Here is a 16932-nt window from a genome sequence, read left to right on the forward strand (position 1 = left end):
GTGACGCGATGACCTCCTCTGTGACCCGCGCGGTCCGTGCAGGCCGCCAGGCGGTCTCCCGGCATGGCGGTGGGCTGGTCGGGCTGTGGTCGGTACTGCGACGCATTTTCAAGGTCGCCTCTGCGATGGGTGTTCGTGGGCTCGTCAATCGGCTCAAGCAGGCCAGCGCGTCACGCATCCAGGTGGCACAGCCAGTCGAGCACCTGTTTCCCGCGCCGGTGCCCCTCGCCCAGCTCCAGCAGCGCGTCGGGCTCATGGCCCATGTGTACTACCCGGACCTGATAGAGGAGTTCGCTGGGCTGCTGGCGCACATCCCGGTGCCGTTCGAGTTGCTCGTGTCAGTGATGGACGACTCGGCCAAGCTCCAGGCCGAAGAACGCTTTGCAAGGGTTCCGCGTCTTTCTGCATTGCACGTCCGCGTCGTGCCCAATCGGGGCCGCGATATCGCGCCGCTGCTGGTGACATTCCGCGATGAGATCACGGCCTTGGATATCGTCGGCCATATCCACACCAAGAAGTCGCTGTACACGGGCAGCGAGCAGGAGCAGTGGCGGCGCTACCTGCTGCGTTCGCTGCTGGGCAGCGAAACGCGGGTCGCCTGGATTCTGGGCATGTTCGCTGCCGAGCCGCGTCTGGGCATGGTCTACCCGGAAACCCATGAAAGCCTCCCGCCCTGGGCACACACATGGCTGAGCAACGCCGAGGTCTGCGCAGCATTGGCGGCACGGCTGGGCCTGGAAATAGACCGCACTGCCTACATCGATTATCCGGCAGGCTCCATGTTCTGGGCACGGGTCGATGCGCTGCGCCCCCTCTTCGCATTGAATCTGACTACCAGCGATTTCCCCGCCGAAACCGGCCAGGTGGATGGCACCCTGCAACATGCAGTGGAGCGCCTTCTGGCCACCATTACGCGCCACCAAGGTCTGCTTGTCGGTGTACTTGCCCCGGGCGATACACCGCACCTGATCAGCGAAGGGCAGCGCAACTGGACAGAGGCATTCGCCACACCGGTTGCCCCCCGCATCCAGCTCTCTGCGCTGGATGCGGACCTGGTCACTACCGATGTATTCGATACGTTGGTGACCCGTCCGTTCCTGTCACCACACGCCGCGCGCGACTACCTCTCCTTCAGGGCCCTGGCCCGGTTCGGCGTCGATGATTTCTCGGCGGCGCGCCAGCTCGCCGAGGAACGCGCGCGCATTTCGAGTGGGCGCGACCCCACACTTGATGAGATCTACGCGCACTTCCCTGCACTGGCATCCACCGTGGATCCGCAGGCGCTCCTGGAATTGGAAATCACCACCGAGCAGCGCCTGCTGCGTCCGCGCAAAGGTGTGTTGGCGGCCATGCAGGCGTTGCGAGGCAAACGCGTTGTAGCCCTATCGGACATGTACCTGCCGGCCGCAGTGCTCCGGCAGGTGCTGCCGCCCGCCGTGGTGGCACTCACATCGGAATGGTGGGTGTCGTGCGAGACAGCGATGCGCAAGGACGATCCCGCCACGTGGGCGGCGATCTCACAGCGCGAAGGCATTCCGATGAAACGCTGGCTGCACGTAGGCGACAACGAACACGCGGATGTGCAGATTCCACAGTTGAGCGGCCTCCTTTCCCCCGTCCATATCGTGCGCCCTTCAGCGTTGCTGGACATGGTGCCGGCACTGCGCCCGCTTCGACATCCAGCCGGGCTCAACGCACCGTGGCCCGAGCAGTTGTGGCGGGGTCTGCTAGCCAACCATTTCGCCGCAGTAGGCGATTGGACTCCGTCCCATCTCTCGCCGCGGCCCACACTGGATGCCTACAGTGCGGGCTATACGGTCCTGGGACCTGTCGTTCTGGATTACCTGGTGTGGCTGGCGAACCTCGCGAAAGAGCGCGAGATCGGAACGGTGCTCTTCCTCAGCCGCGAGGGATTCCTGCTGCAGCAAGCATGGGACGTCCTGGCCGGCAGCGCCCCGGCTCTGCGATCGCTGAGGTCGTCCTATCTTCTGGTATCCCGACGCGCCGCGGGCATGGCCAGCCTGCGTGAAGCGAACGATCTTGAGCGGCTCCTGCATGGTACGTACACCGGCCCCCTGGTGAACCTTGTTGCCTCGCGCTTGGGTGAAGAAGCCGCGGTGGCCGTACGTGAGCAGGTGGGCACCCTGGCAGACCGCGACATCTATTTACCTGAAATGCTGGATCAGGCCATCGCGACGCTGGCGCCGGCGCTCCCCTCCTTGCTCAACATCTCAGCACGCGAATGCGACGCCTACCTGGACTACTGGCGCGAGACGGTTGGCGACGATGCTGCCCTGGTCGCGGATATCGGCTATGCCGGCACTATCCAGACCTATCTGTCGAGCATCATTGACCGCCCCGTGGGGGGAGCGTACTTCGCATTACGTGCCACTGCGCGGAAGGTGGAAGGACATGGCTGGGCCGTGGCCCGGTATCACGATGGGCGCACGGTACCGGAGGAGGCATCCCCCATTTTGGCGCATGACCTGCTGCTTGAAGCGCTGCTGGCAGCACCGTCCGGTCAGTTCTGCGGCTTCCGCGGCACCGGCAGTGGACGCGAGCCGATGTTCGCGCCGCCCGAGCTGTCCGCCACGGGCCAGGCATCCCTGGCCCAGGTCCATCAGGGCGCATTGAGCTTCATCGCCGACGCGTGCGCGGCACTGGGAGAGGATGTGCAACACCTGAGCTTGGACCCCGAAGGTGTGCTGCTGCCGCTTCAGTGCCTGGCCAATGGCCATTGGTCAGCGGGCCCATGGCTGCAGACGCTCGCCACGGAGGACAGCTTCACCGGCCGCGGCAGAGTCGCGGCCGGTGTCGCCGGATCGGTCAATCGCTGAACGCCACGCCGGTCTTTTCCTTCAACTCATCGATACCCACACCCGGGGCAGCCTCGACCAGCACCAACCCCTTATCGGTGACATCGAACACGGCCAGCTCGGTGATGATGCGATCGACCACGCCCACGCCAGTGAGCGGCAGCGTGCACTCGGGCAGAATCTTGTGCTCGCCGCTCTTGGCGGTGTGCTCCATCAGCACCACCACGCGCTGCACGCCGGCGACCAGATCCATCGCCCCGCCCATGCCCTTGACCATCTTGCCCGGCACCATCCAGTTGGCCAGGTCGCCCTTGTCGGTGACCTGCATCGCGCCAAGGATGGCCAGGTTGATGTGACCACCGCGGATCATCGCGAAGCTGTCGTGGCTGCCGAAGTAGCTGGCACCCGCACGTGCAGTCACCGTCTGCTTGCCAGCGTTGATCAGGTCGGCGTCCACCTCGGCCTCGGTCGGGAACGGGCCGATGCCCAGCAGGCCATTTTCGGACTGCAGCCACACATCCACGCCGTCGGGAATGTGGTTGGCGACCAGGGTTGGCAGGCCGATGCCTAGGTTCACGTAGGCGCCGTCGGTCAGTTCGCGCGCGGCGCGCTGTGCCATTTCATCGCGGGTCCAGGCCATCTCAGTTCGCCTCCTGGCGCACGGTACGCTGTTCGATACGCTTCTCGGGATGCGGGTTGTGCACGATGCGGTGCACGTAGATGCCTGGCAGGTGGACCTGGTCCGGGTCGATGCTGCCCACCGGCACCACCTCCTCCACTTCCACGATGCACAGCTTGCCGGCCATCGCGCAGGCCGGGTTGAAGTTGCGCGCGGTCTTGCGGAACACCAGGTTGCCGGCCTCGTCGGCCTTCCAGGCTTTGACCAGTGCGACGTCCGCGCGCAGCGCGGTTTCCATCACATAGTGTTTGCCATCGAACGCGCGGGTTTCCTTGCCCTCGGCCACCACCGTGCCGTAGCCGGTTGCAGTGAAGAAGGCCGGGATGCCCGCGCCACCGGCGCGCAGCCGCTCGGCCAGGGTGCCCTGCGGATTGAACTCCAGCTCCAGCTCACCGGCCAGATACTGGCGCTCGAATTCCTTGTTCTCACCCACATAGGACGAGATCATTTTCCGGATCTGACGGGTCGCCAGCAGTTGGCCGAGGCCAAAGCCATCCACGCCCGCATTGTTGGAGATCACGGTCAGATCCTTGGCCCCGGTATCGCGCAACGCAGCGATCAGGGCCTCGGGAATACCGCACAGGCCGAACCCGCCGACCGCCAACGTCTGGCCATCGGCGATGGCACCTTGCAGCGCCTCGGCTGCACTGGCGTACCGCTTGCCAGGTCGCACGGCGTTGTCTGGGGACTTGCTCATCTACGCCCTCACCTCGTTGATGTAAGCCGCCATTGTAGCCCCTCGCTGCCGTATGCCCCTCAGCGCGGTTGCAGGTGCGCCATTACCTGCGCAAGGCCTTCCTGCCAACTCGGCAGAGTGAGATCGAAATCTCTCTGCAGCCGCGATACGTCCAAGCGCGAGTACGCCGGCCGTGGCGCGGGCGAGGGGTACTCGGCGGTGGTGATCGCTTCCACCCGGGGAGCTCGCGGCAACACGCCCCTGGCGATGGCTTCGGCGAAGATCGCTTCGGCAAAGCCGTACCAACTCGTCTCACCGGTGGCGGTAAGGTGCCAGGTACCGGACAGGCCCCCGGCATGCCGCAACGCGTGCGCGGTGACATCTGCGATCAACGCTGCGGGCGTGGGGGTACCTATCTGGTCGGCGACCACGCGCACTACGTCGCGCTCGGCGCCCACGCGAAGCATCGTACTCAGGAAGTTGGCGCTGTGTTCGGCATATACCCACGCGGTGCGGAAGATCAGATGATGGCCGGCGGCAGCACGAATGGCGTCTTCGCCATCCCGCTTGGTCATCCCATACACGTTGAGCGGTGCGGTCGGCGCATCTTCGCGGTACGGCACGCGCGACTGGCCATCGAACACGTAGTCGGTGGAGTAGTGCACGTATGGCACGCCACGCCGCGCACACCAGCGCGCAAGCACGCCGGGTGCCTCGGTATTGGCGCGACGTGCCGCTTCCGGCTCCTGCTCTGCCCGGTCCACCGCCGTGTACGCGGCGGCGTTGACCACCACCGACGGCAGCAGGCGGTCCAGCAAGGACGCCAGCGACGCGGGCTCATCGAAGTCGGCCCTCTCGCAGGCAATGCCATCTGCGAGCAGACCGGTGCGGGTCGTCGGGATCACGGGGCCGAGCGGCGCAAGCGCGCGCCGCAGTTCCTGGCCGAGCTGCCCGTTGCCCCCCAGCACGAGCAGCGTCATGGCAGGTAGACCGGCAGACGTTCCTCCGCGACGTCGTTCAGAAACGGCGCCTGCTCATCCTTGGCTGACAGCGAAGGCGCGCTGATCGGCCAGTCGACCGCCAGGTCGGCATCGTTCCAGCGGATCGCCGCATCGGCCTCTTTGACATACACATCGGTACACAGGTAATTGAACAAAGCCGTCTCGGAGAGCACCGCAAATCCATGCGCGAAGCCGGGCGGTATCCACAACTGGCGGCGGTTCTCGCCGCTGAGCATGAACGCCTCCCAGCGGCCGAAGGTGGGCGAACCGCGGCGGATGTCCACCGCCACGTCGTACACCTCACCCTGCAGCACCGTCACCAGCTTGCCCTGCGGGCGCGGCCACTGGTAATGCAGGCCGCGCAGCACGCCTTTGGCCGAACTGGAGACATTGCTCTGCACGAACGTGCTAGGCAGCCCCTGCGCGGCATAGCGCTCAGCGTTCCACGTCTCGAAGAAGAAGCCGCGCGAATCCCCGAATACCGCCGGCTCGATCAACACGCAACCTGGCAGCGAGGATGGAATGAGTTTCAAGGCACGACGCCCCGCTGCAGCAGTTTCTGCAGGTACTGGCCGTAACCGTTCTTGATCAGCGGCGCAGCCAGCGCTTCCAGCTGCGCGGCATCGATCCAGCCCCGCCCGAACGCGATTTCCTCGGGACAGCACACCTGCAGTCCTTGGCGTGTCTGGATGGTCTCGATGAAATTCGATGCCTCCAGCAATGACTGGTGGGTACCGGTGTCCAGCCAGGCGAACCCGCGCCCGAGGGCTTCCAGGTGCAGTTGCCCATCGCGCAGATAGCGCTGGTTAAGGTCGGTGATCTCCAGTTCGCCGCGCGGCGAAGGCTTGAGCTCGGCCGCGTACTTGCTGGCGTTGCCGTCGTAGAAGTACAAGCCGGTAACCGCATAGTTCGACCGCGGCTTCTCCGGCTTCTCGACCAGGTCCACCACTTTGCCATGCTTGTCGAATTCCGCGACACCGTAGCGCTCTGGATCGTTGACCCAGTACCCGAACACCGTTGCGCCCTGCTCGCGCTGGTCAGCACTGCGCAGTACATCGCTCAGCCCGTGGCCATGGAAGATGTTGTCGCCCAGTACCAGGCAGCTCGGCTTGCCGCCAATGAAGTCCTTGCCGATCAAGTACGCCTGCGCCAACCCGTCCGGGCTAGGTTGTACGGCGTATTCGATGTTCATGCCCCACTGCGAACCATCGCCAAGCAGGCTCTGGAAAAGCGCCTGCTCGTGCGGCGTGTTGATGATCAGCACATCGCGGATCCCCGCCAGCATCAGCACGCTGAGCGGGTAATAGATCATCGGCTTGTCGTACACGGGCAGCAACTGCTTGCTGACCCCCTTTGTGATCGGATACAAGCGCGTGCCCGAACCGCCGGCGAGGATGATGCCTTTACGCTGGGTCATATTGAATCCTTGGTTCATGCGGTGGTACCGATGCGCTGCAGCCGATAACTGCCGTCGAGCACGCCGTTCACCCAGTCCTGGTTGTCCAGATACCAGTTCACGGTGAAGCCGATGCCCTGCTCGAAGGTGTACTTCGGCTCCCAGCCCAGCTGGTCCTTCAACTTGGATGCGTCGATCGCATAGCGACGGTCATGGCCGGGGCGGTCGGTCACATGGGTGATCTGGCTGGCACGCGGCTGGCCATCCTCGCGCGGGCGGCGTGCATCGAGCAGGGCGCAGATGGCCCGCACCACCTCGATGTTCTGCTTCTCCGAGTTACCGCCCACGTTGTACGTCTCGCCCACCTGGCCCTTGGCCAGCACGGTGCGGATTGCTTCGCAGTGGTCGCTCACGAACAGCCAGTCGCGCACCTGCTTGCCATCGCCATACACCGGCAGCGGCTCGCCGGCCAGGGCCTTGGCGATCACCAGCGGGATCAGCTTTTCGGGGAAGTGGTACGGGCCGTAATTGTTGGAGCAATTGGTGGTCAACACCGGCAACCCGTAGGTGTGGTGGAACGCGCGCACCAGATGGTCCGAGGCCGCCTTGGACGCCGAGTACGGCGAATTGGGGGCATACGGGGTGGTTTCGCTGAACTTGCCGGTCTCGCCGAGGGTGCCGTATACCTCATCCGTGGACACGTGCAGGAAGCGGAACGCCTGGCCCTTGTCGGCCGGCAGCGCCTTCCAGTAATCGCGCACGGCTTCCAGCAGTGCCAGGGTGCCGACCACGTTGGTCTGGATGAACGCGCCGGGGCCATCGATGGAGCGGTCCACGTGGCTTTCGGCGGCGAAGTTCAGCACGGCGTCCGGCTGATGCTCGGCAAGCAGACGGGAAACAAGCGCCTGGTCACCGATGTCGCCCTCGACGAACACATGGTCCGGATTGCCGTCCAGCGTGGCCAGGGTCTTCAGATTGCCCGCGTAGGTCAGCGCATCGAGGTTGATGACGCGCACGCCTTTGGCGACTGCTTCGAGGACAAAGTTACCGCCAATGAATCCGGCTCCGCCGGTGACAAGCCATGTGGGCACTACCCGTTCTCCTGTTCGATATGCGTGCAGGGGGCCTGCTGGCGCCCTGGCTCAGCGCAACAGGATACATGGCGGCCGTCGTCACGACTGCCCGTCCAGCGTTAACAGCAGGCGTCTTCCGTCGATTTCATGACGCGCTGCAGCACAACCATACGCATTCGCATGGTGCCCTTGCGCCAGTTAGAATCGCTGTCCCACCCCCGAACCGGTTGCTAGTCAAAGAACCGGACGTTCTCCCGTTATTGAAGGATCCAGCTCCAGATGAAAATCCTCGTCGCGTACAAGCGCGTGGTGGACTACAACGTCCGCATTCAGGTCAAGCCGGACGGTTCCGGCGTGGTCACCGACGGCGTCAAGCTGTCCCCCAACCCGTTCGATGAAATCGCGCTGGAAGAAGCGCTGCGCCTGCGCGACAAGGGCATCGCCACCGAGGTCGTGGTGGCCACGATCGCACCGGCCGATGCGCAGGCGCACCTGCGCAACGGCCTGGCCATGGGCGCCAACCGCGCGATCCATGTGGTGACCGACCAGGCCATCCAGCCGCTGACCGCTGCGCGCACCCTGCTCAAGCTGGTCGAGAAGGAACAGCCGGACCTGGTGATCCTGGGCAAGCAGGCCATCGATGACGATGCCAACCAGACCGGCCAGATGCTGGCCACGCTGTGGGGCCGCCCGCAGGCGACCTTCGCCAGCAAGCTGGACATCGCCGACGGCAAGGCCACGGTCACCCGTGAAGTCGATGCCGGCCTGGAAACGCTGGAAGTGGACCTGCCGGCCGTGGTCACCACCGATCTGCGCCTGAACGAGCCGCGCTTCATCAAGCTGCCGGACATCATGAAGGCCAAGGCCAAGCCGCTGGAGACCCTGCAGCTGGCCGACCTCGGCGTGGATGCCGCTGATACCTTCAAGACCACCCAGTACGCCGCGCCGGTCAAGCGCAGCAAGGGCGTGATGGTCAAGGACGCGGCCGAACTGGTCGCCGCACTCAAGCAGAAGGGGTTGCTGTAATGACCAAGATCCTCGTTGTCGCTGAACACCACGATGGCAAGCTCAATGCCGCCACCGCCAAGACCGTCAGTGCGGCCGCCGCGATCAGCGGCGCCAGCATCGATGTGCTGGTGCTGGCCGCCGATCCGGCCGCCGTGGCTGCCGAGGCCGCCCAGCTGGCCGGCGTCGCCAAGGTGCTGACCGTGACCAACGCCGCCAATGCCCAGGCGCTGGCCCAGGTGCTGGCCCCGCAGATCGCGCAGCTGGCCACCGGCTACACCCACGTATTCGGCCCCTCGACCACCTTCGGCAAGGACCTGATGCCGTGCGTGGCCGCCCTGCTGGGCGTCAACCAGGTCTCCGATCTGATGACCGTCGAAGGCAGCCACAGCTTCAAGCGCCCGATCTACGCCGGCAACGCCATCATCACCGTGGAGGTGCCGGCCGACCAGATCGTGGTCGCGACCGTGCGTGCGGCCTCCTGGCCGGAAGCGGCCAAGGGCGGCAGCGCTGCTGTGGAAGCGGCCAGCGTGGATGCGGCACTGCCGAGCCACACCCGCTTCGTCGGCCTGGCCGCTGGCGCGACCGACCGTCCGGACCTGCAGAGCGCCAAGCGTGTGGTCTCTGGCGGCCGTGGCGTGGGCTCGGAAGAGAACTTCAAGGTGATCTTCCAGCTGGCCGACAAGCTCGGTGCCGCCGTCGGCGCCTCGCGCGCCGCGGTCGATGCCGGCTACGTGCCCAGCGACCTGCAGGTCGGCCAGACCGGCAAGATCATCTCGCCGGAGCTGTACGTGGCCGTGGGCATCAGCGGCGCGATCCAGCACCTGACCGGTATCAAGGACGCCGGCACCATCGTGGCGATCAACAAGGACCCGGATTCGCCGATCTTCGAGATCGCCGACATCGGCCTGGTGGGGGACCTGTTCACGTTGCTGCCGGAGCTGGAAAAGGCGCTGTAAGTACTGCGTGAAGTCGGGGCCGCGCGGCGACGTGTCGCTGCGCGGCGTTTTGCTGCCGGGCCCTGGAAGGCCCTCTGCTGGAAAAAGCGACACGTTCCTCAGAACGCTGTCGCTATAATCGGCGGTCACCCCCGTAAGGATTGCATTGATGACGCTCCCCTGCTTCAAGGCATACGACATTCGCGGCCGCGTTCCGGAAGAACTGGACGCTGCCCTCGCCGAGCGCATTGGCGCCGGCACTGCGTCCCTTCTGGGACCTGGCCCCGTCGTTCTGGGACGCGACATCCGCCTCAGCAGCCCGGAGCTGCAAGCCGCGCTGGAGAAAGGCTTCACTGCGTCCGGGCGCGATGTAATCGATATCGGGCTGTGCGGTACCGAGGAGGTGTATTTCCAGACCTTCCACCGCCAAGCCGCTGGTGGCGTGATGGTTACCGCCAGCCACAACCCGATGGGCTACAACGGCATGAAGCTGGTGCGTGAGCACGCTCGGCCGATCAGCGGCGATACCGGCCTGTTCGACGTGCGCGATTTTGCCGCCGGCGATACCCCCCTGCCCTCCGGCACGGGACAGGTCCGCACCGATGCCGACAAAACCGCGTACATCCAGCACCTGCTGGGGTATGTGGATGTGAATCAGCTCAAGCCACTGAAGATCGTGGTCAATGCCGGCAATGGTGGCGCGGGCATCGTGATCGATGAACTGGCGCCCCACCTGCCCTTCGAGTTCGTCCGTATCCAGCACGAGCCTGACGGCTCCTTCCCGAACGGCATTCCCAACCCGCTGCTGCCCGAAAACCGTGCCGCGACCGCCGATGCCGTCCGCGCCCACGGCGCAGACTTCGGCATTGCCTGGGACGGCGATTTCGACCGCTGCTTCTTCTTCGACAGCCAAGGCGAGTTCATTGAAGGCTACTACCTGGTGGGCCTGCTGGCCGTGGCGCTGCTCAAGCGCGCCCCGGGCGGCAAGGTCATCCATGATCCGCGCCTGACCTGGAACACGGTGGAAATGGTGGAACAGGCCGGTGGCGTGCCGGTCATGAGCAAGACCGGTCATGCCTTCATCAAGGAGCGCATGCGCGCCGAAGATGCGATCTACGGCGGCGAGATGAGCGCGCACCATTATTTCCGTGATTTCGCGTACTGCGATTCCGGAATGATCCCGTGGCTGCTGATTGCCGAGCTGGTTTCGCAGACCGGCACCTCGCTTGGCGATTTGGTGGCCGACCGCATGAAGGCTTTCCCATGCAGTGGCGAGATCAACTTCCGCGTCGACGATGCCAAAGCAACCGTGGCACGCGTGATGGCGCACTACGCGGACCAGACGCCGGCGCTGGACTACACCGATGGTGTCAGCGTCGAATTCGACACGTGGCGCTTCAACCTGCGCAGCTCCAACACCGAGCCACTTCTGCGGCTGAATGTCGAAACCCGTGGCGACGCTGCGCTGCTGCGCGACCGGACCGAAGAGCTCACCGCCCTGATCGGCGGCCAAGCCCCCCAACACTGATTCAGGACGATTTTCATGTTGCCCATTCTCCCCGTCATCCTTTCCGGTGGTTCCGGCACCCGCCTGTGGCCGCTTTCGCGCGAGGCGTATCCGAAGCAGTTCCTGCCACTGGTGGGCGATGTCACGATGCTGCAGGCCACCTGGAACCGCGTGGCCGCCATCGCGGGCAAAGCCCCGATCGTGGTGGCCAACCAGGAACACCGTTTCATGGCCGCCGAACAGCTGCGCGAATGCAACGTGACCCCGCAGGCGCTGATCCTGGAGCCGATCGGCCGCAATACCGCACCGGCCATCGCCATCGCCGCGCTGCAGGCGCTGGCGACGGGTGAGGATGCACTGCTGCTGGTGCTGCCGTCCGACCACGTCGTGCGCGATGATGCGGCGTTCCATGCCGCGGTCGGGCAGGCCGCTATCGCGGCCGACGCCGGCAAGCTGGTCACCTTCGGTATCGTGCCGACGGCGCCGGAGACCGGCTACGGTTACATCAAGGCGCAGGCAGGCGTAGGCGTGCGCGCGGTTGATCGGTTCGTGGAAAAGCCCGATCTGGCCACCGCACAACAGTATGTCGCCTCCGGCGAATACTACTGGAACAGCGGCATGTTCCTGTTCAAGGCCTCGCGCTACCTGGAGGAGCTGGAGGCGCTGCAGCCGGCGATCCTGTCCGCCTGCCGAACCGCGCTGGACAAGGCCTCGCGCGATACTGATTTCATCCGCTTGGATGCCGATGCGTTCGCCGCCAGCCCCAATGACTCGATCGACTACGCGGTGATGGAAAAGACAGCCGATGCCGCTGTGGTTCCGCTGGATGCCGGCTGGAACGACGTGGGCTCATGGTCCGCGCTTTGGGAAGTCTCGGACAAGGACGCTGACGGCAACGCCTGCCATGGCGATGTGATCGCGCTCGACTGCCGTAACAGCTATGCCTATGGCACCCGCCTCATCGCAATGGTTGGGTTGCAGGACGTAGTGGTAGTTGAAACGGATGACGCGGTGTTCGTGGGCCACAAGGACCGCGTCCAGGACGTCAAGGAAATCGTTGGCCAGATCAAGCGTGATGGCCGCAGCGAAGCGGCCGCCCACCGCAAGGTATACCGCCCGTGGGGTGCCTACGACTCGATCGACAATGGCGCCCGTTTCCAGGTCAAGCGAATCACGGTCAAGCCCGGCGCGACGCTCAGCCTGCAGATGCACCACCACCGCGCCGAGCACTGGATCGTGGTCAGCGGCACCGCCGAGGTCACCCGCGGCGACGACGTGATCCTGCTCACCGAGAACCAGAGCACTTACATTCCGCTAGGCGTGACCCATCGCCTCAAGAATCCGGGCAAGCTGCCGCTGGAACTGATCGAAGTGCAGTCGGGCAGTTATCTTGGCGAGGACGACATCGTGCGTTTTGAAGACCAGTATGGGCGCAGCTGAGTGACTGGCCCCGTGCCGACAGTCAGGCAGGCTGACAACCAACTCGCACACGTTGCGATCATTGGGCGTGGCCTGCTTGCGCGCGCCTTCAATGCCGCCGAGCTTCAGCAGCTCGACACGACTGTGTTTGCATCCGGTGTTTCCAATTCACAGGAATCGGATCCGGCGCAGTACCAGCGCGAGGCCGACCTGCTGGCCGACGCGCTGCGGGCCTGCCCGGGGCGGTTCGTGTACTTCAGTACCTGCAGCGTCACCGATGATGACCGCGCGGGGACGCCCTACGCGGTGCACAAGCGGAAAATGGAGGCGTTGATCCAGGCGCGCGGCAACCACCTGATCCTGCGCCTGCCCCAGGTTGTCGGCAACACCGACAATCCGCACACCCTGGTCAACCACCTGGTTTCGCACATCCGCGCCGGTGATCCGCTGCAGCTGTGGTCCCACGCAGTACGCTGTTTGGTGGATGTCGACCACGTCGCCGCGATCACGATGCACCTGCTCAGGGGCGGGCTGGAGCGGGACCGTAAGCTCGACCTTGCGCCTCCGGAAAGCCTAACCTTGCAGCAACTGTTGCCGCTGGTGGAAGAAACGCTCGGTCAGCAGGCCGTATACACCCTGATAGATCGCGGCGGCGGCGCCACGCCGGATTCAGCGACCTTCTGCATCTACGCCGGGCCTGCGGGGATCGATGCCTCCCCGGGCTATACCCGCCGCCTGCTGCGCAAGTATTACGGAGCTGGACATGATTGATGTTTCGGTGGTGATTCCGGTCTACGGAAGCGCCCCTATCCTACCCCGCCTGGCCGAGCGCCTGGAACAGGCGTTGGACGCGCTGGGTCGCAGCTACGAAGTGGTGCTTGTCTACGATTGCAGCCCGGACGATTCCTGGAACGTCATCGCCGGGCTGTGCGCCAGCCGCCCGTGGCTGAAGGGCGTCCGCCTGCGCAAGAACGCAGGGCAGCACAACGCGATCATGGCGGGCCTTGGCGTCTGTGCGGGTCGCTACATCGTGACCATGGACGATGACCTGCAGCATTCGCCCAACGACATCGCCCGCATCGTCGAGGTGCTCGATGGCGGTGCCGATGTCTGCTACGTGCAGTTCAAGCGGCGCCGGCATGCGCTGTGGAAGCGCATGGGAAGCCGATTCAACGACCAAGTGGCCTCCTGGCTGCTGCGCAAACCCAAGGGCCTGTACCTATCCCCGTTCCGCGGTTTCGTCCGCGACATACGCGACGAAATGCTGCGTTACGAAGGCCCGTTTGTGTATCTTGATGGACTGATCGTGCAGAGCACGTCAAACATCGCCACGCTGCAGGCCGACCACCACGATCGCGACGACGGCAAATCAGGCTACAGCCTGTCCAAGTCGATTTCATTGTGGATGCAGATGGCGACCAGCTTCTCCATCAAGCCGCTGCGCGTGGCGTCGCTGATGGGCGTCGCAGCTTCAGGGCTTGGCTTCCTTGCCGCAGCCGGGCTCGTGGTCCAGAAGCTCATCTGGCCGCAGACTGCGGTCGGCTGGACGTCACTGATTGTCGCGGTGCTGATCATGGGCGGGATCCAGCTGCTGGCGCTCGGCGTGGTCGGTGAATACGTGGGCCGGGTGCTGCTCAATGTGAGCAACCGGCCGCAGTACGTGCGGGGCACGGTGTTGAACGGCACGGCCGATGCTGAGTCGGCCCGATGATGCAGGCCGACCGTGCGCTAGTCATGAAATTCCTGCGCTTCTGCGTGGTCGGGGGCATCAGCACTGTTGCTTTCAGCGTACTGACCTGGCTGGCGGTGAGCAGGCTCGGCATGGATCCCACCTGGGCCACCGTGGCGTGCTACCTACTGCTCGTTCCGCCGAACTTCTTCGCCCATCGCAGCTTCACCTTCGTTTCCAGCGGCCACATCAGCCGCGAAGGCATGCGTTTCATCTGCCTGCATGCGTTCAATCTCACGCTGTCCACGGTCGGCATGAAGCTGATAGCCGACGTGTTCGGCCTGGATTATCGTTGGGGCATCGCGTTCTCGGCGGTCATCGTTCCTGTGGTCGTCTTCATCGTGATGAACTATTGGGTTTTCCGGCCCCAGCGCGACGACCATGCCGTACCGCCCTCGCATTGAGCCTGCCCACTGCGCGCAGGCTGCATCACACAACCACAGGATGTATTTCATGATTTCTCCGACCGACCGTAGAGACACGATGAGGGCGGCGGGCTATTTCGCCCTCGCCTCCACCATACTTGTCTGCCTGCTATGGCTGCCCTTTGGCTTTGGCATGGTCGGCAACATCGAGGAGTGGGACATCCTTAGCCTGCTTACTCGCCATGGCGTGTTTTTCTTCGCCGGTGAAAACAGCCCGTTGGCCAGCCACCGGCTGCGACCATTGACCGCAGCACCCAACGCGGTTGCGTACCTCCTCTCGCCCGATTCCTTCGTCGGCATGCATCTGCTGCAGATGGCATCGCTGATCGTCAAGGGCACCGCTGCCGGCCTGATGGGTTATTGGCTGCTCAGGTCGCGCCTGTACGCGGTGATGCTGGCCCTGTTGGTGATCGTGCTTCCCGCAGACACCATGCAGCTTTCGTTCCGCTCGTTCCACATCAACTGTGCCGTTGCGCTTGGCATGGCGGGCGTGGCCGGACTGCTGTACGCCTATGAACGTCGGGAGGCTCTGGGCCGTGGCGGGCTGGTCCTGTCGCTGCTGTCCGCAGTCGGCCTGGGCGTTGCCATCCAGATCTACGAGGTAGCGCTAATCTTCGTGCCCTTCCCGTTCCTGATGCTGTGGGCACGCCATGGCGTTCGTGGCACCCTGCGCATCGCCTTCAAGCAGCTGCCAGTGACGCTTTGCTGGGGCTTGGCAGTCGCCGTCTGCCTCGGCTACATCTACACCGTCCTGGCGCACGGGTCGACCTACCAGAGCAGTGTCGTCGGTGGCCAAAGCACGAGCATGCAGATGGTCCAGGAACGGCTCTGGGTCCTGACGTTCACCGGGATGGGCCGGGCGCTGGTCGGTGGCTGGGTCGATGCGGTGATGATCCTGATCGAGGAGTTCAGGAACTACATCTACGTGGTCGTGACCGGGGCGATCATCGCCGCGCTCCTTGCCTATGCCGCTCGTCGTGGCCCGCCTGCCACGACCACGCCGGAACCGGCCGTGGCTATGCGTGGGTTGAGTGCGCGCGTGGTCCTGATCGGCCTGGTGATGGCGGCCTTCGGCTATCTGCCGTTTCTCTCCTCGCCCGCCCACATGGCCATTTCGCAGCGCACCTTCCTGTTTGCGACCTTTGGCGCTGGTCTAGCCACGGTTGGCCTGCTTGCGCTTTTGTTTGGCAACAGGCGTCCACGCGTCAGCCTCGCTGCGGGAACGGCGCTGGTAACGCTCGGCCTGGCGGCGCAGATGTTCCAGTTCCAGCACTACCAGAAACTCTCCGATACGGAACGTCAGGTACTGGCCAACGTCGTCACCACCGTACCTGCGATCGGTCCGGAAACCAATGTCGTGATCCTTGATGGCAGCGAACGGATCAGCAGCGTCTGGATGCTCCGCGACAACATGTTCCATGCGCTGACCTATCTTTACGGGGCGCCCGTCAATCTGGTGTACACCTGTACGGTGCCAGGCGATTACTGGCAGCGCCTGGATGCCTTCGGTCGTCCAGGCAGCTGTGCCCGATCGACCGATGGCTGGCTGTTCACCGATGGACCGACCGTCGCAGCGCCCGGACAGGGAACCCGTCAGCCGCAGGTCAGCATTAACGTCGCCGACCCCAACGCTGTCGTGGTCCGGGTCGACAAGGATGGCAATGTCGTGCCGGTTCCAGCACAGCTGGCCCGCCTGAAGCGGGGTGAGGACACCCTGTCGCGCCGCTATGCTAACGTTGTGGCTGACAGGCCGTGGCCGCTGGCTTTCCATCAGTTCCGCAGCCAGGAAGGGTCTGATTCGTTCCGGTGGGACTTCGGCAGATGGTGGAGCCTGGAAGCGGCCGTGCACGGCCGAGGCTGGCAGGACAGCCAATGGACCAATGATGGGAGGTTCAAGAAGGTCTCCACGGCGTGGGCTAATATGCCCGAGGCGTCGCTGGTGTTTAACATGCAACCTCGCAAGGCGCCCTATGTCGTCAAGGGGCGCGTCCAGGCCATTGCGGGCAACACCGATCGCAACTCCCTGACGATCTCGATCAACGGCAGCCAAGAGCACCCCTTGGTGTGGATTACCGACAACGAGTTCTATACTTATATCCCCGCTGGTGAGCTGGTGAATGGGCGGAACGAGGCCGTCTTCCACGTACCGGTGGACATGAATTTCTACGGCGTCGGGGTCGCCATGGATTGGGTCCGATTCTCCCCGCGCCATTAAGCCCAGCACGCCGGACACAGATCCGACCTCATCCCTCAAAAAAAGGAACCCGC

The 16932-nt window shown here is 64.4% G+C and carries 15 protein-coding genes; 9 read left to right on the plus strand and 6 right to left on the minus strand.

What is annotated here, in order from left to right; all coding sequences use genetic code 11:
* Positions 1-8: 8 nt before the first annotated feature.
* Entirely contained in the window at positions 9-2837 is a 2829-nt protein-coding gene (locus tag QMX81_RS04720) for a rhamnan synthesis F family protein (protein ID WP_282259150.1), read from the plus strand.
* Here the strand turns inward: QMX81_RS04720 and QMX81_RS04725 are convergent.
* The 6 genes from QMX81_RS04725 to rfbB are packed head-to-tail and all read right to left on the minus strand — an operon-like array spanning position 2827 to position 7659.
* Positions 2827-3456: a CoA transferase subunit B gene (locus tag QMX81_RS04725; protein ID WP_121042580.1), complete on the minus strand. Its 630-nt coding sequence runs from the start codon at positions 3454-3456 to the stop codon at positions 2827-2829. The genes QMX81_RS04720 and QMX81_RS04725 overlap by 11 nt on opposite strands.
* 1 nt (position 3457) lies before the next feature.
* On the minus strand, positions 3458-4192 hold the full coding sequence (locus QMX81_RS04730; RefSeq protein ID WP_121042578.1) for a CoA transferase subunit A: 735 nt from the start codon (positions 4190-4192) through the stop codon (positions 3458-3460).
* A gap of 59 nt (positions 4193-4251) precedes the next feature.
* Positions 4252-5151, minus strand: coding sequence for a dTDP-4-dehydrorhamnose reductase (gene rfbD, locus QMX81_RS04735; protein ID WP_282259156.1), 900 nt, complete (start codon positions 5149-5151; stop codon positions 4252-4254).
* Positions 5148-5705 carry a dTDP-4-dehydrorhamnose 3,5-epimerase gene (gene rfbC, locus QMX81_RS04740; RefSeq protein ID WP_282259158.1) on the minus strand — a complete coding sequence of 186 codons (558 nt, stop codon included), beginning with the start codon at positions 5703-5705 and terminating at the stop codon, positions 5148-5150. Before rfbC ends, rfbD begins: the two co-directional genes overlap by 4 nt.
* Positions 5702-6589: a glucose-1-phosphate thymidylyltransferase RfbA gene (rfbA, locus tag QMX81_RS04745; RefSeq protein ID WP_121042571.1), complete on the minus strand. Its 888-nt coding sequence runs from the start codon at positions 6587-6589 to the stop codon at positions 5702-5704. The genes rfbC and rfbA overlap by 4 nt, the downstream gene beginning before the upstream one ends.
* 14 nt (positions 6590-6603) lie before the next feature.
* Positions 6604-7659, minus strand: coding sequence for a dTDP-glucose 4,6-dehydratase (rfbB, locus tag QMX81_RS04750; RefSeq protein WP_282259163.1), 1056 nt, complete (start codon positions 7657-7659; stop codon positions 6604-6606).
* A gap of 261 nt (positions 7660-7920) precedes the next feature.
* On the opposite strand from rfbB, the gene QMX81_RS04755 reads away from it, so the two are divergent.
* From QMX81_RS04755 to QMX81_RS04790, 8 genes are all read left to right on the plus strand, one after another.
* Positions 7921-8667, plus strand: coding sequence for an electron transfer flavoprotein subunit beta/FixA family protein (locus QMX81_RS04755; protein WP_121042567.1), 747 nt, complete (start codon positions 7921-7923; stop codon positions 8665-8667).
* Entirely contained in the window at positions 8667-9605 is a 939-nt protein-coding gene (locus QMX81_RS04760; RefSeq protein ID WP_121042565.1) for an electron transfer flavoprotein subunit alpha/FixB family protein, read from the plus strand. The genes QMX81_RS04755 and QMX81_RS04760 overlap by 1 nt, the downstream gene beginning before the upstream one ends.
* 148 nt (positions 9606-9753) lie before the next feature.
* On the plus strand, positions 9754-11112 hold the full coding sequence (locus QMX81_RS04765) for a phosphomannomutase (protein WP_121042563.1): 1359 nt from the start codon (positions 9754-9756) through the stop codon (positions 11110-11112).
* 15 nt (positions 11113-11127) lie between these two features.
* Complete coding sequence (locus QMX81_RS04770; protein ID WP_121042561.1) at positions 11128-12531, plus strand: mannose-1-phosphate guanylyltransferase/mannose-6-phosphate isomerase; 1404 nt, start codon at positions 11128-11130, stop codon at positions 12529-12531.
* On the plus strand, positions 12532-13281 hold the full coding sequence (locus QMX81_RS04775) for an NAD-dependent epimerase/dehydratase family protein (protein WP_259462190.1): 750 nt from the start codon (positions 12532-12534) through the stop codon (positions 13279-13281).
* Entirely contained in the window at positions 13274-14221 is a 948-nt protein-coding gene (locus QMX81_RS04780; RefSeq protein WP_121042557.1) for a glycosyltransferase family 2 protein, read from the plus strand. The genes QMX81_RS04775 and QMX81_RS04780 overlap by 8 nt, the downstream gene beginning before the upstream one ends.
* A 23-nt stretch (positions 14222-14244) precedes the next feature.
* The gene (locus QMX81_RS04785; protein ID WP_183073798.1) at positions 14245-14643 is read left to right on the plus strand and encodes a GtrA family protein; all 399 of its coding nucleotides are present in this window, start codon (positions 14245-14247) and stop codon (positions 14641-14643) included.
* Positions 14644-14692: 49 nt separating this feature from the next.
* Positions 14693-16879, plus strand: coding sequence for a hypothetical protein (locus QMX81_RS04790; RefSeq protein ID WP_147433914.1), 2187 nt, complete (start codon positions 14693-14695; stop codon positions 16877-16879).
* Positions 16880-16932: the final 53 nt, after the last annotated feature.

The organism is Stenotrophomonas sp. PS02301 (assembly GCF_029959485.1).
Taxonomy (GTDB): Bacteria; Pseudomonadota; Gammaproteobacteria; order Xanthomonadales; family Xanthomonadaceae; genus Stenotrophomonas; species Stenotrophomonas maltophilia_Z.